The 18,923-nt window shown below is 69.5% G+C and carries 17 protein-coding genes; 7 read left to right on the plus strand and 10 right to left on the minus strand.

From position 1 onward, the window contains the following. Position 1 precedes the first annotated feature (1 nt). The 3 genes from ACGF7Y_RS19045 to ACGF7Y_RS19055 all read left to right on the plus strand — a co-directional run bounded on the left by ACGF7Y_RS19045 (position 2) and on the right by ACGF7Y_RS19055 (position 2,914). The gene (locus ACGF7Y_RS19045; RefSeq protein ID WP_393235470.1) at positions 2-1,297 is read left to right on the plus strand and encodes a sulfate adenylyltransferase subunit 1; all 1,296 of its coding nucleotides are present in this window, start codon (positions 2-4) and stop codon (positions 1,295-1,297) included. A gap of 1 nt (position 1,298) precedes the next feature. Beyond that, complete coding sequence (locus ACGF7Y_RS19050) at positions 1,299-2,129, plus strand: sirohydrochlorin chelatase (protein ID WP_393235472.1); 831 nt, start codon at positions 1,299-1,301, stop codon at positions 2,127-2,129. Between the two features lie 98 nt (positions 2,130-2,227). Beyond that, positions 2,228-2,914 carry a hypothetical protein gene (locus tag ACGF7Y_RS19055; protein ID WP_393235475.1) on the plus strand — a complete coding sequence of 229 codons (687 nt, stop codon included), beginning with the start codon at positions 2,228-2,230 and terminating at the stop codon, positions 2,912-2,914. Here ACGF7Y_RS19055 and ACGF7Y_RS19060 read toward each other — a convergent pair. After that, on the minus strand, positions 2,911-3,543 hold the full coding sequence (locus tag ACGF7Y_RS19060) for a TetR/AcrR family transcriptional regulator (protein WP_393235477.1): 633 nt from the start codon (positions 3,541-3,543) through the stop codon (positions 2,911-2,913). The two genes, ACGF7Y_RS19055 and ACGF7Y_RS19060, sit on opposite strands and share 4 nt — an antisense overlap. A 102-nt stretch (positions 3,544-3,645) precedes the next feature. Between ACGF7Y_RS19060 and ACGF7Y_RS19065 the strand changes: the two genes are divergently transcribed. Both ACGF7Y_RS19065 and ACGF7Y_RS19070 read left to right on the plus strand, forming a co-directional pair. Continuing rightward, on the plus strand, positions 3,646-5,058 hold the full coding sequence (locus ACGF7Y_RS19065; protein ID WP_393235480.1) for an MFS transporter: 1,413 nt from the start codon (positions 3,646-3,648) through the stop codon (positions 5,056-5,058). 8 nt (positions 5,059-5,066) lie between these two features. Then, positions 5,067-5,750 carry an SGNH/GDSL hydrolase family protein gene (locus tag ACGF7Y_RS19070; protein ID WP_393235483.1) on the plus strand — a complete coding sequence of 228 codons (684 nt, stop codon included), beginning with the start codon at positions 5,067-5,069 and terminating at the stop codon, positions 5,748-5,750. A gap of 30 nt (positions 5,751-5,780) precedes the next feature. Here the strand turns inward: ACGF7Y_RS19070 and ACGF7Y_RS19075 are convergent, their stop codons facing one another. Beyond that, positions 5,781-6,740 (minus strand): helix-turn-helix transcriptional regulator, encoded by a 960-nt coding sequence (locus ACGF7Y_RS19075; protein WP_393235486.1) that lies wholly within the window; start codon positions 6,738-6,740, stop codon positions 5,781-5,783. Between the two features lie 101 nt (positions 6,741-6,841). Between ACGF7Y_RS19075 and ACGF7Y_RS19080 the strand changes: the two genes are divergently transcribed. Then, positions 6,842-7,252, plus strand: coding sequence for a VOC family protein (locus tag ACGF7Y_RS19080; RefSeq protein WP_393235489.1), 411 nt, complete (start codon positions 6,842-6,844; stop codon positions 7,250-7,252). 40 nt (positions 7,253-7,292) lie between these two features. Here the strand turns inward: ACGF7Y_RS19080 and ACGF7Y_RS19085 are convergent, their stop codons facing one another. Beyond that, the gene (locus ACGF7Y_RS19085; RefSeq protein ID WP_393235492.1) at positions 7,293-8,087 is read right to left on the minus strand and encodes an HAD hydrolase family protein; all 795 of its coding nucleotides are present in this window, start codon (positions 8,085-8,087) and stop codon (positions 7,293-7,295) included. A 97-nt stretch (positions 8,088-8,184) separates the two neighbouring features. Beyond that, a complete protein-coding gene (locus ACGF7Y_RS19090; protein WP_393235495.1) occupies positions 8,185-10,422 on the minus strand; it encodes an Hsp70 family protein in 2,238 nt (745 codons plus the stop codon). 534 nt (positions 10,423-10,956) lie between these two features. Between ACGF7Y_RS19090 and ACGF7Y_RS19095 the strand changes: the two genes are divergently transcribed. Then, positions 10,957-11,718, plus strand: a complete 762-nt coding sequence (locus ACGF7Y_RS19095) for an SDR family NAD(P)-dependent oxidoreductase (protein WP_393235498.1) — start codon at positions 10,957-10,959, stop codon at positions 11,716-11,718. A 63-nt stretch (positions 11,719-11,781) separates the two neighbouring features. Here the strand turns inward: ACGF7Y_RS19095 and ACGF7Y_RS19100 are convergent, their stop codons facing one another. From ACGF7Y_RS19100 to cysT, 6 genes are all read right to left on the minus strand, one after another. After that, positions 11,782-13,368, minus strand: coding sequence for an FAD-dependent oxidoreductase (locus ACGF7Y_RS19100; protein ID WP_393235501.1), 1,587 nt, complete (start codon positions 13,366-13,368; stop codon positions 11,782-11,784). Between the two features lie 6 nt (positions 13,369-13,374). Continuing rightward, complete coding sequence (locus ACGF7Y_RS19105) at positions 13,375-14,391, minus strand: diiron oxygenase (protein WP_393235504.1); 1,017 nt, start codon at positions 14,389-14,391, stop codon at positions 13,375-13,377. A gap of 155 nt (positions 14,392-14,546) precedes the next feature. Beyond that, positions 14,547-15,653, minus strand: a complete 1,107-nt coding sequence (locus tag ACGF7Y_RS19110; protein WP_393235507.1) for an Hsp70 family protein — start codon at positions 15,651-15,653, stop codon at positions 14,547-14,549. A gap of 560 nt (positions 15,654-16,213) precedes the next feature. Beyond that, the gene (locus ACGF7Y_RS19115; protein WP_040865543.1) at positions 16,214-17,209 is read right to left on the minus strand and encodes a sulfate/molybdate ABC transporter ATP-binding protein; all 996 of its coding nucleotides are present in this window, start codon (positions 17,207-17,209) and stop codon (positions 16,214-16,216) included. After that, positions 17,206-18,012 (minus strand): sulfate ABC transporter permease subunit CysW, encoded by an 807-nt coding sequence (gene cysW, locus ACGF7Y_RS19120; protein WP_393235512.1) that lies wholly within the window; start codon positions 18,010-18,012, stop codon positions 17,206-17,208. The genes ACGF7Y_RS19115 and cysW overlap by 4 nt, the downstream gene beginning before the upstream one ends. After that, a complete protein-coding gene (gene cysT / locus ACGF7Y_RS19125) occupies positions 18,009-18,809 on the minus strand; it encodes a sulfate ABC transporter permease subunit CysT (protein ID WP_174315480.1) in 801 nt (266 codons plus the stop codon). Before cysT ends, cysW begins: the two co-directional genes overlap by 4 nt. Positions 18,810-18,923: the final 114 nt, after the last annotated feature.

Here is an 18,923-nt window from a genome sequence, read left to right on the forward strand (position 1 = left end):
CATGTCCGACCTATTGAGGCTGGCCACCGCCGGTTCTGTCGACGACGGCAAGTCCACTCTGGTCGGACGCCTGCTCTACGACACGAAATCCGTTCTGGCCGACCAGATCGACGCCGTCACCCGCGCGTCGGTGGACAAGGGTCTCGCCACACCGGATCTCTCGCTGCTCGTGGACGGGTTGCGCGCGGAACGCGAACAGGGCATCACCATCGATGTCGCCTACCGTTACTTCGCCACTCCCCGCCGCTCTTTCGTGCTCGCGGACACCCCGGGGCACGTGCAGTACACCCGCAACACCGTGTCCGGCGCGTCCACCGCGCAGCTGGTGATCCTGCTCGTGGACGCGCGCAAGGGCGTCATCGAGCAGACCCGCAGGCATGCCGCCGTGCTCGCGCTGCTCGGTGTGCCGAAGCTGGTGCTCGCGGTGAACAAGATCGATCTGGTGGACGACGCCGCCGCCGTGTTCGCCGCCATCTCCGCGGAGTTCAACGAACTCACCAGCACGCTGGGCTGGTCGAGCGAGGACGTGCTGGAGATCCCGGTCTCGGCGCTGCACGGCGACAACATCGCCTCCCGGTCGGACAACACCCCGTACTACAACGGCCCCTCGCTGATCGAGCACCTGGAATCGGTGCCGGTCGACGCGGACAGCACCGGCAGTCACGCGCTGGGCCTGCGCTTCCCCGTGCAGTACGTGATCCGGCCGCGCACTGCCGAATACCCGGACTATCGCGGCTACGCCGGACAGATCGCGGCGGGCGTGGTGGCTCCGGGCGACGAGGTCGTGGTGCTGCCCTCGGGCATCCGCACGACCGTCGAGCGGATCGACACTCCGGACGGTGAACTCGCGGTGGCGCAGACCGGGCGCAGCGTCACGCTGATCCTGGCCGACGACGTCGACATCTCCCGGGGCGACATCATCGCCTCGGCCGCCGACGCGCCGGAACCGGTCGACACCTTCGACGCCACCGTGTGCTGGCTGGGTGACAAGCCGCTGCGGCCGGGTGCGCGACTGCTGCTCAAGCACGGCACCCGCACCACCCAGGCGATCGTCGGCACGCTGCTGGAGCGCTTCGACGAGCAGCGGCTCGCGGCAGATCCGAGCCCGGAGGCATTGGAACTCAACGACATCGGGCGCATATCGGTGCGGGTCGCCGAGCCCATCCCGGCCGACGACTACCGGGCGAACCGGCATACCGGCAGCTTCCTGCTGATCGACCCGGCCGGTGGCAACACGCTGGCGGCCGGCCTGGTCGGCGATGTGCTGTCCGCCGTAGAGGTCGGCACCGGAGCCTGACATGGCAGCGCGGCGAGCACTTTTCGGCACTCCGCCCGCGGGCCGTCCGGGCTACGCGACCCCCCGGGCCGGGCTCGGTGGGAGCGCACCGCGACCGCCCGCGCTGATCGCGGTGGCCCACGGCAGTCGTGATCCGCGCTCGGCCGCGACGGTCGCGGAGGTGGTCGGCGCGGTCGCGGCCGCGCGGCCGGAGCTCGACGTCCGTACGGCGTTCCTCGATCTCACCGCCCCTTCGGTCGAACAGGTCGTGGATGCCGTTGCCGCCGAAGGTCATACGCATGCGGTGGTGACACCGCTGTTGCTCGGCAGCGCCTTCCACGCCAGGGTCGACCTGCCCGGACTGCTCGCCACGGCAGGCGCGCGCCATCCCGCGCTGCGGTTGACCCAAGCCGACGTGCTCGGCGTGGATGCCGGATTGGTCGGTGCGTTGCGCGACCGGGTCCTCGCCGCCGGTGGCGCCGCGCACGCCTCAGCGGGCCGGCGCCTGGGTGTCGCGGTCGCGGCGGTCGGATCGTCATCGGCCGCGGCCAACGCCCGGACCGCCGAAGTGGCCGCCCGCTTGGCCGCCCGCACCGGCTGGCATACCGAGATCTGCTTCGCGACCACCGAACCGTCCGTCTCGGAGGCGGTCTCGCGACTGCACGCCCGCGGCGCGGACCACGTGCTGGTCGCGCCGTGGTTCCTCGCACCAGGCTTGCTGACCGATCGCCTGGCCCACGCCGCGCCGCGGGCCACCCACGCCGATGTGCTCGGCGCGCATCCGGCCCTCACCCAGGTCGTCCTGGATCGCTACCACGCGGCGATCGCGGAGACACGCGCGCTTTCGGCCTGAGGGCGTACGCGAGAGCGGCCGCGGACGACGGCCCCTGTTCTCTCTCCCGGCTACCATGCCGCCGTTCCGGCGGCAGTGCCGCATGCTAGGAACATGGCATGGCCGAGTCGTTCCGCACCACCTCCTGCGCCAGCCACGGGCACCCCGAGTTCACCGTCGTTTTCACCGAGCCGCAACTGACCGGCATGGAGACCTGGTTGCTGTCCTACTTGGAATCCACCGTCGCGGCGGGCACGCGATACCACCCCGGCGAGACGATCCGCATCGGCTGGAATCTGGTCCGGGTACGCGGCCGCGACGACGGCACATTGGGGCTGGCCGAACGCACCGATGCGCAGAATTGGGCCGAGCAGGTCGATCGCACCCTGCGTGACGTCTGGTTCCAGCGCGAAGTCGCGGCCGGCGTCGGCCTGGCCGACCACCTCGACTTTCCCGGCGAGGATCAGCAGGCGATCGTCTCGTCGTGCGGGCTCGAGTCGCCGGTGCTGGTGCTGGCCCGCACCGCGACGAAGGACCCGGATTCCTCCGGTTGGTCGGTCGAGTGCTTCGAAGATCACGCGCACCGCGCGTCGTACTACACCACCCTGCTCGAATTGGCCGCCGCCATGCCGTTCGCGGTGCAGTTCTTCGCCCTTCCGGTCGCGACGACGGTGCTGATCGAAAGTCCCGAGATCACGCCCACCGGTGCCATCCGGCCCCACATCGTGGACGCGGACGGCGTGGAACTGCCCCCGATCCCTGGCTCTTACCTGGACTACCTGGTCAACGGTTCGCCGAACGATTAGCCGGACGTCGCGAGCAGATCCGCCACGACGGCGCGCGCGGTCGCGACCCCCGACTCATCGCCCATCTGACGGGCGGTGTGCGCCGCGCCGATCACGGCGTCCAATTCGAACGCCACGGCGTCGGCCGTGCGGCCACCGAGATGCCCCTGCTCTTGGGCCCGGCGAATCTGCTCCACCAAGAACGCGAGCCAGTCCCGGCGGTCTTCGGCGATGGCATCGCGCACCGGGCCCGGTCTGCTGTCGAACTCGGCGAGCGTCGCTACGCGGAAACATCCACCGGGAAACGCCGGCTGGACCACCTGACCGATCCAGCGCTCGACCAGGGCGCGCAGGCGCGGTAGTCCGGCGGGCTCGCTCAGGCTCGGCGTGATGACCTCATCGATGAAGACCTGCCGCGCGGCCTTCACCGCCGCGATCTGCAAGCTCTCCTTGCTGCCGAAGAGGGTCGCGATCCCGCTCTTGCTCAGTCCCAGATCTGTGGCCAATCGGCCGATACTGACGCCGTTCAATCCTTCGACGGACGCCACGTCGGCGGCGCGGCGCGCGATCGACGCCCGCGCCCGAGCGCCTTTCGCCAAGCGCTGATCGGTGCCGCGCGGCGGGTCGCCCGCGGTGACGGACTCGGTCATGACGTCATTCTTCCACTCCACTGTTGCACATACGAACGTATGGTCGTACTTTAAGTGAACGAACGATCGTGCGTTTTGTTTCCCTGCTTCTAAGGACTTCCCATGACCGACGCGTCCGTGCGGCTCGACAGCCCGCCGACCGCGCCCGCGGCTACCCGCACCTTGCTGATCGCCTGCGGCGCGGCATTCATCGCTTTCCTCGACCTCTCGGTCGTCAACATCGCCTTCCCCTCGATCGCCCGGGACTACCCCAGCACGGCCACCACCACGCTGACCTGGGTCGTCAGCGGCTACGCGGTCGCCTTCGCCGCGCTGCTCACCCCGGCCGGACGCTTCGCCGACGCGCTCGGACGCCGCAGGCTGTTCCTCGGCGCGCTGGCCGGTTTCGCCCTCACCTCCCTGCTGTGCGGGCTCGCGCCGACGGCGGGCTGGCTTATCGCGGGACGGGTACTGCAAGGCGGCACCGCGGCGCTGATGGTGCCGTCCGCGCTCGGCTTGGTGCTGGCCGTCACCCCGCGGGAAAAGATCGGCGCGGCCATCGGAGCCTGGTCGGCCGCGGGCGGGTTCGCCGCGGTGGTCGGCCCCGCGCTCGGTGGCGCGCTGGTCGAAGGATTCGACTGGCGAGCGGTCTTCGTGATCAACGTGCCGGTGGCGCTGCTGCTGATCGCGGCGGCAGCCCGCATTCCGGCCGTGGAGGGCCGTCCGTCGGGCGGCGGGTTGCCCGATCCCCTCGGCACCCTCGCGGTCGCGCTGGGTCTCGGCGGACTGGTCGCGGGCGTCACGGAGGGGCAGCGCTGGGGCTGGACCTCGGTGGGGACGCTGACCGCGCTGATCGGCGGTGGCTTGCTGGTCGTCGCCGCGCTCGCCCGTTCGGCGCGCCACCACGATCCCGCGATCGCGGTGGAGCTGTGGCGCAGCAAGTCGTACGCGCTGGCCAACGCGACCTCGTTCGTCTTCGGCGCCGCCATGTTCGCCTGGCTGCTGGCGGGACCGCTGTTCCTGGACGCGATCTGGGGTTACTCGGTGCTCGGCTCCGCGGGTGCGATGACGATCGGGGCGGTGGCGTCGATGGTTACGGCGACCGTCGCGGGCCGGGTCGGCTCGCCCGTCGTCAGGCGATGGCTCGGCGTGCTCGGTGCGTCGATGTTCGTCGCGTGCACAGTGTGGATGAGCACGGACGCCTTCGGCGCCACGCCGAACCTGTGGGCGGCGTGGATTCCGGCCGGGGTGCTCGGCGGCGGCGGCATCGGCTTCGTCGTCACGGTACTGGGCACCGCGTCCGCCAGTTCGCTTCCGCCCCAGCAGTTCGCCGCCGGTACCGGCATGAATCTGACCGCGCGGCAAGTGGGCGGCGCACTCGGTGTAGCCGTACTCGCCGCCGTGTTCGCGGCGCGTCCCGACGATCCGCTCGGCGCGTTCCACACCCTCTTCGCCGCGTGTGCGGGCATCGCCGTCGTGGCCGCCTGCCTGGCCGCCCTCCCTGCCCGTACCCCGTCATTCTCTTCCGAAATCTAGGAAACACAGTGAGCGACAACACTCTTCGCACCGAAGCCAACGATCCCCTGGTGCTGCCGCCCGAAGAACAGCGGCGTCTGCTCGCCGACGCCCCCTGGCAGCGCTACGCGGTGCTCGGCGACTCCATCGCGCAAGGCGTCGGCGACCCCAGCCCCGGGTACGAACCGGTGGGCTGGGCCGACCGCGTCGCGGCCGTGCTCACCACCGTCCGCCCGGATCTGGCCTACCTGAACACCGGCCGGATCGGCGCCACCTCCGCCCAGGTTCTGGCCGAACAGTTGCCCGGCGTGCTCGAATTCCGGCCGGATCTCGTCCACCTCAGCTGCGGCGGCAACGACCTGTTCCTGCCCGGCGGCGATCTCACCGAACTGCGGACGAACCTGGACACGATGTTCGCCGCGCTGGCCCGCACCGGAGCGCAGATCGTCACCTTCACCCTGGCCGATGTCTGGGAAGTCGAGCGCATGGCGCCGATGCGTCCTATGCGCGAGCGGATGGCCCAGCTCAACGACCTGACCCGCGAGCTCGCCGCCCGCTACGACGCGCTGCTGCTCGAGCTCTGGGACCACCCGCTGCGCCTGCGGCCCGACCTGATGAGCGCCGACCTCATCCACTTCAGCATGAGCGGCCACGCCGTGCTCGCCTCGGACATGGTGCGCACTCTGGCCGACCACGTGCTCGCGCCCCGCTGATCCGGGAAGACGTGGTGGAGGCCGGATCGGTCACGATGCCGCACCGTCCGGTCCGTAGCGGTCGAGCAACTCGGCGCCGAGGCGGGCCAGTTCGGCGCGCACCTCGGCAGGACCGAGGACCTCGATCGAGGCGCCCCAGCCGGCCAGCTGCTGGGCGAGCATCCATGCGGTGGGGGCGGTGACGCGGACCCGGATGCGACCGTCGTCGGCCGGGCCGTCTACGACGCAGTTCCTGCCCTGCTGGTCGCGCAGGATCGGCAGCAGGCGTTCGGAGATCAGCACGGTGGCGGCGGTGGTGGCGCGCCGCCGCTCCATTTCTTCGACCACCTGCGCCCAGGCGGCGGTGAGGTCGAAATCGTCCGGGCGGTGGGCCGGATCGTCGGTGAGCGACGCCTCGGCGATCCGGTCGACGCGAAACGTCCGCTGTCCCCGCTCGGTTCCCGCGACCAGGTACCAGACGGCGTCCTTGTCCACCAGCCCCCAAGGGTCGACCAGACGTTCGGATCGCGCGCCGGTACGGTTCGCATACCGCAGCCGCACCTTGGTGCGCTGCACGACAGCTCGTTGCAGCGAGGACACCACCGGCGGCAGCTCGCGATCGGTCGCCCCCCAGCGCGCCGGATCGATCACCACGGCATCGGCGGCCGCCTCCGCATCGCCGCGGAAGGTGTGCGGCAGCGCGCGGACCAGCTTGCGCAGCGCCGACTTGGCCTCCGGCACCGCGCCCGCCGAGGGACCGGCCAGGAGGAACAACGCCCGCGCCTCCCCCGCCGTCAGCCCGCTCAGATCCGTGCGCGCACCGCCCACCAGCGACCACCCGCCGCCGCGCCCCGGCTGCGGATACACCGGCACCCCGGCCGCCGAGAGCGCCTCGAGATCCCGGCGCGCGGTGGCGACGGAGGTCTCCAGCTCCGCAGCGACCTGCGCGGCCGTCACCCGCCCACGGGTCTGCATCATCAGCAGGATCGCCACCAACCGGTCTGCTCGCATGCGCACAATTCTGCCGTGAAAAGTGCTCATTCAGTGCGCACTTTTGCCCGGATGATGGGTTCTACAAGCAACGAATGAGAACGACTCGAAGGAGAACCATCATGCTGCGCGGAATGGCGACGAGCACCTTCTACGCCGACGACCTCGAGGCCGCCAAGGACTGGTACACCGAGTTCTTCGGCACCGAGCCCTACTATCACGTCCCGAACGGCTACTACGAGTTCCGTATCGGCGATTACCAGCACGAATTCGGTATCGTCAACCGCGCCTACGCCCCGGCCGGAGCGCGCAACGCCCCCGGCGGCGCGATCGTCAACTGGCACGTCGACGACCTGCGGGCGACCTTCGACCGGCTGCTGGAACTCGGCGCGACCGTCTACGACCCCATCACCCCGCGCGGCGAAGGCGGGGGCTTCGTCACCGCCGCGGTGGTCGATCCGTTCGGCAACGTCCTCGGCCTGATGTCGAACCCGCACTACCTCGCGGTTCTCGCCGAAACCGGTCCCGCGTAGACCGGAAGATCGGCGGCAGCGCGCCGAGGGCGTCGCCTCGTCAGGGACGGAACCAGCGCTCCAGCACGGTGGCGACGCCGTCGTCGAGGACGTGGCCGGTCACTTCGTCCGCGAGATCACGGACGTCCGTCGGCGCGTTGGCCATCGCGACCGAATGCGCTGCCCAGCGCAGCATGTCCCGATCGTTGTAACCGTCACCGATGGCCAGCGTCGCCTCGTCCGGCACACCGAGGGCGATGCGGAGCTGTTCCAGCGCCCACCCCTTCGACACGCCCTGCCGGGATACGGTGAGCCACGGCCCGTACTCGCCGTGCACCCAGCTCGCACCCGGCACTTGCAGGGAGCGCAGCGCGAGCAGCATCTCCTCCAGCGAACCGTCCGGCAGCCAGCCGTTCAGCCGCGGGGTCGGCTCGCTGCTCAACGCGTGGTGGTCGACGAGCAGGTACTCGCCCAGGGAGAACTCGCCGGGACCGGCTCCGGTGGCCCAGGTACCGATGCCGACCTTTTCCACGGCGAAGATCATCGCCGGGAACAGCGCGCGCAACGCCATGATCGCCGGCGCTGGGTCGAAGGACTGGATCGCGACCGGTTCCCCCCTGGCCACGTCGATGTGCACGGCTCCGTTCGAGCACAGGGCATGTCCTTCGAGCAGGCCGAGTTCGGTGAGCACCGGACGGGTGGTCAGCAGGGTGCGTCCCGTGGTGACCACGACATGCGCGCCCGCCGCCACGGCCGCGCGCACCGCCGCGACCACCCGCGTACTGATCGGTGTTCCCGTGTCCAGCAGCGTCCCGTCCACGTCCAGCGCGATCAGCTGGGGACCCCCGGATGCCATCAACCCATTGTGCCTCGGCGGCGGCGCACCCGCCGCTGATTCCGGCGTGCCGAGACCCGCTCGCGCGCTGGTCAATTGGGCATCGCCGCCCGCACAGCTACCGACCGCGGGCTCCACCGCCGCCCGCACCTCCCGCGGACGACCCGCCCGCCGACCCACCCACCGAACCGGACCGGCCCCGCGATCCGCTGGACGACGAAGCGCCCGAGGAGTTCCCGGAAGAGTGACCACCCGCCGACGACGCACCGCCCGGGCGCCCGCTCGATGAGCCGCCGGTGGAGGGCGAACCGCCCGCCGACGAGTTGCCCGCCGACCCACCGTTGGACCAACCGTGCGTCGACGAGTTGCCCGCCGACCCGGCCGAAGACGAACCCTCCGACGACGAATTGCCCGCCGACCCACCGGAGGACGCACCATGCGTCGAGGAGCTGCCCGCCGACCCGGCCGAAGACGAACCCTCCGACGACGAATTGCCCGCCGACCCACCGGAGGACGAACCATGCGTCGACGAGTTGCCCCCCGACCCGGCCGAAGACGAACCCTCCGACGACGAATCACCGGCCGAGGATGAGCCGTGCGTCGAGGAGGCGCCTGCCGACCCGCCCGACGACGACCCGTCCGGCGACTCGCCGGACGATCCGTTCGCGGAGGAGTCGCTCGTCGACCCACTGCTCGAGGGGGTTCCGCCGGAGGATGTACCCCCGGCGGCCCCGGAGGGGGAGCCCCCCGTGGACGGGCCCGCGGAGGAGGACGAATTCGAGCCCGAGCCGCCGTGCTCGTCCGAGCCCGTACCGGTGCCCGGTACGTCGGACGTCCCGGTCGACGGATTGCCCGGTGTGCTCCCGCCGGACGCCGGACCGGGCTCCGCCGGCGTCGAGCCGTTCTGCGGCGCGGGAACACCGGAGCCCGGTGGCGTCCCGGTTCCGGGCGCGGGCGGCTGACCGGGTACCTGTCCCGGCAGGCCGGGCTGACCAGGGGTCGCGGGAAAGGGCGGCTGCCCGATGTCCCCAGGTGCGGGGCGCACGACCGGTGCGAACGGCAGCGGATTCACGAAGTAGGCGGGATCGCCGTATCCCCGGTAGCGCAATCCGCCCGGGGCGCAGCAGTTTCGCGGGTCCCGATGCGAACCGAGCCGCGACTCCGCCACCGAAGGTCCATAACCGGCGCCGCGTGCGGCCGGTGTGATGAATCGGGTATAGGCGGAGGTCCGTTGCGCGAGCAGGGCCCGGCCCGAGTTCCAGGTGGTGGCGGACATCGCGGACCAGGCGTCGGCGAGCTGCTCGTTTCCGACGTCGACCAGCAGGCTCTCGGTCGGTACACCGAGGTCCGGCAGACGCTCGAGCAGCGGCGACAACTCGGGAACCGTAGGTCCGCCGAAGACCGTGACCGCCGACATGGCGACCGCGGAGACCACCGCGGCACTGGAGAACACCGCCACCCGCGGCGCGGTGGATCGGCCGTCCGAGGCGCCGAGCGCCATCGTGCGCGCCGCCATGAAGGCGGCGCCCGCGGCGGTCGCCTGCCCCGGGTCCGCCGAGATCAGCACGGGGGGGCCGAGTTCGGCGAGCGTCCGCGCCACCTCCGCGGGACGCGACGCACCTCCCACCAGCAGAATCCGGCCGATATCGGACAGGGTGATCCCCGCTTCCCGCACGGACTCGCGAACCAGTTGAAGCGAGTCCTGCACGTGTGCCGTGCGCAACCCGTCGATATCGACGATGGACGTCATCGACAATCCCGCGGACCCGGGCTTCACGTCCGGCGCGTAGCGCGCGATCATCGACCCCAGCGGCCTGCCGCCGAAGTCGTAGGAGCGCACCGGCTTACCGATCATCGGATGGTTGTCCCAGTCGGGACCGACCCGCACGATGCTCACGTCGAGGCTGGTGCCCCCGAGGTCGTAGATCAAGACGAAGCCGGTTTCCAGCGGGCCGTACTCGTGCTCCAGCCATTCCGCGGCCGCGACGGGTTCGGGTACCAGGAGCACGTCGCCCGCCCCGGATAGGTCCAGCGCTTGACGCAGCAAGGCGACCTGCTTGTCGGAGTACACGGCGGGATAGGTGGTCACCACACCCGCCTCGGACGCGCCCGGCTCGACCGCGCGGAGTTCGCCGACCACCGCGGCGACGAGATTGGCAGGCGACCAGATGCGTCCGCCGACGATCACCGCCTCCGGATCACGGGCGAGATCGGCGAAATCCGTGACCGCCATGCTGAACTGCGCGATCCCGCCCAAGCGCAGCCCGCCCGCGCTGTCGAAGGTCACCGCGGTGCGTCGAGACCGCACCGCCGGCCGTGGTCGGTCCGCACTGACCGAAGCCGTCACGGAGTTCACTGCACCAATGCTGAAACCCAGACCTGTAGTCATTCGCTATCCCGTCAACGCACCGTGACCACGTCCATCACATGGCGTTCCCCTGTGGCCGCGGTCGTCTTCCAAACAGCCACCACAGGTTAGCTGTTTCGGGTTCATAAGGATGCGCAATTGATACGGATCGTTCTACTTTCAGCAATAATCGTCCGAAATGCCAGGTAGATACGAGTCAGTTTGAGCGTCCAGCCCACTCGACACCGCGAATCATCCTGCGCTCCGGATAATTCCGCTACCACACAGCGATCACTGAATATCGGGGCCAACCAGACCGAACGCCGGTTTATCGGGCGAAAGCACACCGGGGGACAGACACCAACCGGTCGGTAACCAGATGCTTGCCATAACTGTACATTTCGGCCGATCCATCACTTCCGAAGTCGCATGACACATCAACTAGATGTCCGATACTCGCCAGCGTTGTGGTGCGGGTCCGGCTTGACTCGGTAGCGGTCCACCACGGAGGTGAGATCGCGAGAGTGGAGAGGGAATCGAACGATGGCAACACGGTTCACGGAGCAGGTCGTACTGATCACCGGCGCGACCTCGGGTGTGGGCAAGGCGGTGGCGCTGCGAGTCGCGAGCGAAGGCGCCGCGGTGGTGCTCGGCGCCCGGGGCAAAGACGCGGGTGATCAGGTGGCCGCCGACATCCGCGCGGCAGGTGGCCGTGCGCTGTTCGTGCCGACCGATGTCACGGTGGAACAGGACGTGGCCCGGCTGACCGACGCCGCGCTGTCCGAATTCGGCCGCCTGGACGCGGCATTCAACAACGCGGGCGCGGTGTGCGCCTTCGGCCCGGTCGCGGAGATCGATGAGGCGGGCTGGCGCGCCGATCTGGAGCTCAATCTCACCAGCGTGTTCTACGGCCTGCGGCATCAGGTTCCCGCGCTCGCGGCCTCCGGCGGCGGCGCGATCCTGAACAACGCCTCGAATCTCGGCGTGGTCGGCATGGGTTCGGTGGCGCCGTACGTGGCGGCCAAGCACGGGGTGGTCGGCTTGACCCGGGCCGTGGCGCTCGAGGCCGCCGAGCAGGGGGTACGGGTGAACGCATTGGTCTCCGGAGCTGTCGACACCCCGGCGTTCCGCAATTCCATGGGCGCGACTCCCGAAGGCGAGGCCGCCATCGCCGCGCTGCACCCGGTGGGCCGCATCGCGACGCCGGAGGAGATCGCCTCGTTCTGCGCCTACTTGCTCAGTCGCGAAGCGAGTTTCGTCACCGGCGCGGCGCTGGCCATCGATGGCGGATTCACCGCACGCTGACCCGCCGACCTGGGGACCGCCTCGAGATACCGGCGCGGCCGGGGTATCTCGAGGCGGGGTTCGTCAGGCGCGAGCCAGCAAGCGGCGGACGCGGCCGGGGCGGGCTTCCACCGCTCCCGTGGCTCGGACCGCCGGCTGCCGCAGCCGCACCATGCGATCGAATTCCGTGGCGGAACCGGCGGGTTCGGGCAGGCGCCCCGCGTTGAAGTCCGCGGCCAGCTGCCGCACCGTCTCCTGCGCGCAGGATTTGTTGGTGCCGATGAAGCCGGTGGGCCCGCGCTTGATCCAGCCGGTCACGTAGGTGCCGGTGACGACGGCGCCGTCCGGGCGCTCCAGCACCCGGCCCTCCTGGTTCGGGATCACTGCGGCCTGCTCGTCGAACGGCAGGCCCGGAACCGCGACGCCGCGGTAGCCGACCGAAGTGAGCACCAGTCCCGCGTCGAGCCGATCGGTCTGCCCGGTCGGCACGGCGCGGACGCGGCCGTCCTGATCGGTGACGAGTTCGGTGTGGCCGATTTCGAGTCCGGTCACCCGATCGGTCCCGTGGATCTCGGTGGGCGCGGCCAGGTAGCGGAACACGATGCGCTTGCGCTCCCCCACCGGACGGGTGCGCACGCTGTGCAGCATCCGCAGCTTCTGTTCGACGTGGAAGGGCAGTTCCGCGCCGAGTTCGGGCAGCTCACCCTCGACCACGATGTCCACATCGCAACCGAGCAGGCCGACGAATTCCGGCACGGTGAAGGCGGATTCGAGAGGGCCGCGCCGACCGAGCACGACCACTTCCTCGATCTTGCTCTCGCGCAACGCCCGCAACGCGTACGGCGCGATGTCGGTGTCCGCCAGTGTCGCGGGGTCACAGGTCAGCACGCGCGCGACGTCGAGCGCGACATTGCCGTTGCCGACGATCACGGCGCGCCGGGCGGACAGGTCGAAGGCATGGTCGACGTGATCGGGATGGCCGTTGTACCAGGCGACGAAATCGGTGGCCGACACCGTGCCCGCCAGGCCCTCACCCGGAATGCCGAGCTTGCGATCCGACGACGCGCCGACCGCGTAGATCACGGCGTGGAAATGGTCGAGCAGCTCGGCGTGCGAAAGGTGCGCGCCGACTTCGACATTCAGGTATGAACCGAATCCCGGCTGTGCGGAGATGACGTCGAACAGCTCGCCGACCTTGCGGGTCTTGTCGTGATCCGGCGCGACGCCGTGCCTGGCCAGGCCGTAGGGCACCGGCAGCCGGTCCAGCACCGTGACCGACACGTCGGGCTGGGTCAGCAGTTCGTCGGCGGCGTACATCGCCGACGGCCCCGATCCCACGATCGCCACCCGCAGCGGCGTGCGCTCGGTGTGGATCCGCGCCGCGGGCACCGGTCGCGCCAGCAGCGGGCGCGGCCGGGCCTGCCGGTAGAAATCGGCGTTGATCTCGATGAACGGCTTCTGCTCTGCGGTCAGCTTCTTCGCCGACACGATGGCGTCGACCGGGCACGCGGTGGCGCAGGCGCCGCAGTCCACACACGCCTTGGGGTCGACGTACAGCATCTCCGCCGTCCGGAAGTCCGGTTCGTCGGGCGTGGGATGGATGCAGTTGACCGGGCAGGCGTACACGCAGGACGCGTCGCTGCAGCAGGATTGGGTGACGACGTACGGCATGCCGGCTCAGGCGACCTTGCTCGCGGCGCGCAGCGGTTCCGACCGGTACCGCGTGCTGGGACCGTCGATCCCGAGCGCCTTCCAGACCGCCTTGGCGACCGGGTTCATCAGCCCGATGTCCTTGGCCAGGGCGCGCACGTCGCAGAAGTAGTCGCTGAAGACCCGCTTGGCCTCCTTCGAACCGAAGAACAGCTCTTTGCGGACCTCGTCCGGGATGCCGAACTCGGCGAAGAACGACCGCGGCGGAGTGACGATCGCGCGGCCGAGAATCCACATGACGAGCGGCATGGCCAGCGAGAGGACGAACTTCTGCGCGGGCTTGGCCTCCGGCACGTGGTTCTTCAGGAACTCGTGCGCGAAGGAGATGTGCCGCGCCTCCTCCGCGACGTGAATCGCCATCACGCCGCGCATGATCGGGTGCACGTCTTCGCCAGAGCGCAAGATCTGCTTCTGGATGTGGTCGATCGGTTCCTCACCGGCCAGCACGGCCATGAAGAAGAGGTTCGGGAACCAGGCCGCGACCGGCGCGCCCAGGTACTTGAACTTGCTGACCAGCGGGCCCATGCCGGGCACGTCCAGCCCGATGCGGTTGACCATCTCCTGGAACATCAGGGTGTGGTTGTGCTCCTCGATCATCTCGTGGGAGCAGTACCGGAACTCCGGCGAACCGTTCGGCAAGCCGAAGTTGTGGATGACCATGCCACTGATCAGGATCGACTCGAACTGCAGGCCGACCTTGGCGATATTCGCCTGCCGGTATTTGCCGACTGCGATCTTCTCTTCCTCGGACAGCGCCTGGTACCAGGGGTGGCGGGCCACGGTATCGGCCGACTCGGGCAGGATCCAGCGCTCCTCACCAGCGTCGGCGGCGAAGTCGGGATTGTCCCAGTCGATGTCCTCGAAGGGGTCGAAGTGCTTGTTGACCGATCCCTCCGACAGCAGCAGCAGCTTCGCGGCGTACTCCTGCGCCTTCTCCAGATCGGGATCGACTGCGGGTGTCACGGCTGCAGACATCGTCGTCACTGCCCTCTCCTCGATGGAACCGTTTAACTGTATCCCATAGTTACACCAACGGAGAGTCACGTCAACCCAACAGTTGCTGGGGCCGTCCGGCGGCGCGCGCCCTCATCACGCGCACCGCCGGACGGCCCCTGTTCTTCCCGGACCTCGCCGGAGCCCTAACTCACCAGCACCCCATCACCGGCCGCCAAGAGGGAGGTCCCGAAACCGAAGACCGCCGACATGCTCGTCACGACGACCACCCGGCCCAGCCGCCGACGGGTCCGCCGCGACAGCATCAAGGCCCGCGTGGCGGCACGACGACGGGTGCGGCGGCGCCGGACCCGGCGCTGTTCGGCCACCACCTCCGCCGCGACCGCGGTCCTGCGGCCGATGATCGCGGCGCCGTCGGCGGTGGTTCGCTCCGGGTCCGCGCCGGCGATCACCGGCCTGGCCAGTTCCGCCGCGAGCACCTCGGCCACCTCCGCCGGGCGCGCCGCCCCGCCGACCACCAGGACTCGATCGACATCGGCCATGGTGACGTCCGCGACCCGCAAGCAGCGGTAGACCACTTCGAGAGACTCCCGGACGTGCCGGGCGCGCAGTTCTCCGGCGAGCGTGTCGGCGACCGACTCGGAGACCGAGGACGAGGACAGGCCGGGTCCGGCGTGCTCGGCGATCAAGGCGCCGAACGCGCGTCCGCCGAATTCGGTCGAACGCAACGGAACGCCGACGATCGGATTGCGCGGGCACCCCGCGCCCACCCGGACCAAGGTGACGTCGAGCCCGGCGCCGCCCAGGTCGTAGACCAGCGTGAGACCCGGCATCAGCGGACCGCGATCGGCTTCCAGCCAGGCCGCCGCCGCGACGGGTTCGGCGACCAGGGCGACCTGCGTGAGTTCGACGCCGTCGAGCGCCGCCCGCAACGCGTCCACCTGCTCGTCGGCGTAGCGGGCGGGATAGGTCACCGCGATACCGAGGCCGGTTCCACATTCCGGATGGTCCCGCACCACCTCGTCGATCAGGCACTTGGCCACCGTGGCGACCAGGTCCGCCGGTGCGAGCGCGCGGTTGCCCACCCGCGCCCACGTGCTGGAACGCTGCGTGAGATCGGCGAATTCGGTGACCGCGCGCCCGTGCCGGGGAATCATGCCGACCCTGGCCACGCCGGTGCTGTCGAAGGTCAGCGTGGTCCGGCGCGTGATGGGCTGCGCCCGCTGCTTTTTGCGTCGCCCCGGCGGAGCCTTGGCCGAACCTTCCTCCGCGAGAACGGAAACCGTGTTCACCGTACCGATGCTCAACCCGAGACCAACCGCCATCGCAATCCACCCGATCGCCGTGCCGATTTGCTTCGAACGTCGTTTAGGCAACCACTCCGCGATCTTCGTGCCAAGTCCGGACAACCGATTGTCCGCAAGCCGCCTGTGCTCGACCGGGCCGTTTCCGCGTTCGCCGACGCCCTCACCTGGCAGACCAGCGCTACACATTCCGTCCAGTCGGATTTCCTTGCGACACGCGGGGATAGGTCGTGCCCGGCGGAAGTTTGCCGGTTTCCGGTTCCCGCCCCGAAGCTTCCCCGGCGACACCTCTACACATGGGGAGACTCCCCTTGACGAGTCCCCACAGCTCGGTGCGGGCGATTAGCCGATGGAGTGGACACCGGACCGCCGCCAGCCGTGGACACCCACCATCGCGTTCTGAGCCCAACACACGATCACCTCGCGACGACCGCATCGGGCCGCCCTCGACACCCGGGCGGGCCTCCGTGCCGCAGCCCGAGCGAAGAGAGCCGCCACCAACATGTCAGCGACCGCAGCAACTTCTCAGCGCAGCTGACCGAAAAACCTCAGTGGGTGGGAAGTTCCGGAATCCGAGTGGCGCGAACGTAGACCGTCTCTCCGTCCGAGAGCCGCAGCGCTTCGGCGTCGCCGCGGGTGACCTGAGCGGAGAACAGGTCGCCGGTCGCGGCATTGCGCAGCTCCACGCGTACTTCGAACCCGAGATGGACCACACGCTCGACCGTCGCCCTGGTGACACCCGCCGAGTCCGCGGTGCCCTCGTGCTCGGCGAGCGCCATGCTGGGGTCACGGCCGACGCGAATGTCGTGTGGCCGCACCAGATGTCCGTTGAGCCGGGCCACCGCGCCGAGGAACGACATGACGAACTCGTTGGCAGGCCGGTCGTACACGTCCTCCGGAGTGCCGATCTGCTCGATGCGGCCCTTGTTCATCACCGCGATCCGGTCGGCGACGTCGAGCGCCTCCTCCTGGTCGTGGGTGACCAGCACGGTGGTCACATGGACCTCCTCGTGCAGCCGGCGCAGCCAGGTCCGCAGGTCGGCACGGACTTTGGCGTCCAGCGCGCCGAACGGTTCGTCCAGCAGCAACACCTGCGGATCGACGGCGAGCGCGCGGGCCAGCGCCATGCGCTGCCGCTGACCGCCCGACAGCTGGGCCGGGTAGCGGTGCTGGAAGCCGTCCAGTCCCACGATGCCGAGCAATTCGTCGACGCGCTTGCTGATCTCGTGCTTCGGGCGCTTGCGGATCTTCAGGCCGAACGCCACGTTGTCGCGCACGGTCATGTGCTTGAACGCCGCGTAGTGCTGGAAGACGAAGCCGATGTCGCGCTTCTGCGGCGCCACCCGGGTGACGTCGCGTCCGGCGATGCTGACCACACCGGAGTCCAGCGATTCCAGTCCGGCGATCGAGCGCAGCAGCGTCGATTTGCCCGAGCCCGAAGGGCCGAGCAAGGCGGTGAGCTCGCCGGAGGGGATGTCGATGGTCACGTTGTCGAGGGCCGCGAACGTGCCGTAGTTCTTGTTCGCGTTGGTCACGGTGATCACTTGGTGCCCCGCTTACGTTCGAGGATGGTCATCAGCAGAAGGGTGATGAGGGCGATGCCCATCAGCAAGGTCGCGGCGGAGTAGGCGCCGAAGGTGTTGTGGTCGTTGATGTACCGGCCGTGCACGAGCAACGTCAGCGTCTGCGACTTGCCCGGCAGCGCGGAGGACACCATGATCACGGCGCCGAACTCACCGAGCGCGCGGGCCACGGTGAGCACCACGCCGTAGGTCAGGCCCCACCGGATCGCGGGAAGCGTGATCCGCCAGAACGTCTGCCACTTCGACGCGCCCAGGGTTGCCGCGGCCTGCTCCTGATCGTCGCCGATCTCGTGCAGCACCGGCTCCACCTCGCGCACCACGAACGGCAGCGTGACGAAGATGGTGGCGATCACCATGCCCGGCAGGTTGAAGATGACCTTGAAGCCCAGTTCTTCCAGGCCGCCGAACCACCCGCCCGCGCCCCACAGCAGGATCAGCGAGACGCCGACCACCACGGGCGAGACGGCGAACGGCAGGTCCACGATGCCCTGGACCAGGTTGCGGCCCGGGAACTTTCCCCGGACCAGCGCGAGCGCCGTCACGATGCCGAAGATCACGTTCACCGGGACGGTGATCGCGACGATCAGGATGGACAGCTGGAACGCCGAGATCGCCGCTGGCGTGGTGATCGAGTCGGCGAACGCGCCGATCCCGCGCTCGAATGTGCGCCACAGGATGATGACCAGCGGCAGCACCAGCAGCACCAGCAGGTAGCCGAGCGCCACCGCCCGCAACGAGATGCGGGTCAACGGATGCAGATTCATCGGGCCGCCTGCTCCTTGCGCGCGCTGCGTTCGGCGAGCAGCCGCAGCACGAGCAGCGTCGCGAACGAGATGGCCAGCAGCGCGACCGACACGGCCGCCGCGTTCACCGGTCGGTCGATCTCGATCTGCTTCTGGATGTACTGGGAGGCCATCTCGGTCTTGCGCGGGATGGCGCCGCCGATCAGCACCACCGAGCCGTATTCACCGATCGCGCGGGCGAAGGCCAGGCCGCCACCGCTGATGATCGCGGGCGTCAGGGCGGGCAGCACGATACTGCGGAACGTGGTCCAGTTGTTCGCGCCCAGTGAGAGCGCGGCCTGCTCGACTTCGCGGTCGGCCTCGATCAGCACCGGCTGCACCGAACGCACCACGAACGGCAGCGTGACGAACGCCAGCGCGACCACCAGGCCCGGCTGGGTGGCGTTCAGGTGGATGTCGATCGGGCTCTGCGGCCCGTACAGCGAGAGCAGCACGATGCTGGCGACGATCGTCGGCAGCGCGAACGGCAGGTCGATCAGCGCGTTGACGACGCTTTTGCCGGGGAACTCGTCACGGACCAGCACCCAGGCGATCAGCGTGCCCATCACCACATTGATCACCGCCACCACCACCGAGACCAGCACGGTGATGCGCAGCGAATCCAGCGCGGCAGGCGCGGTGACGGCGTCGTAGAAGCCGGACCACCCGTCCTCGAAGCTCGTCACGGTGAGCGCCGCCAGCGGCAGCAGCACGATGATGCTCAGCCACAGCACCGCGGTGGCGATGCCGAGCGGGCCCACCGAGCCGGTCACGCGCAGCCACGACCATTGCCTGCCGCGGGCAGGGCGCGCGGGGTCGGAGACGCCGGGACCGGTCTGCGCGGTCCCGGCGTTACTGCTCTCTGTCACAGTCGTCCAGTATCCGGTGTAACG

It is taken from the genome of Nocardia sp. NPDC047654, assembly GCF_043205035.1.
In the GTDB taxonomy this organism is placed as follows: domain Bacteria; phylum Actinomycetota; class Actinomycetes; order Mycobacteriales; family Mycobacteriaceae; genus Nocardia.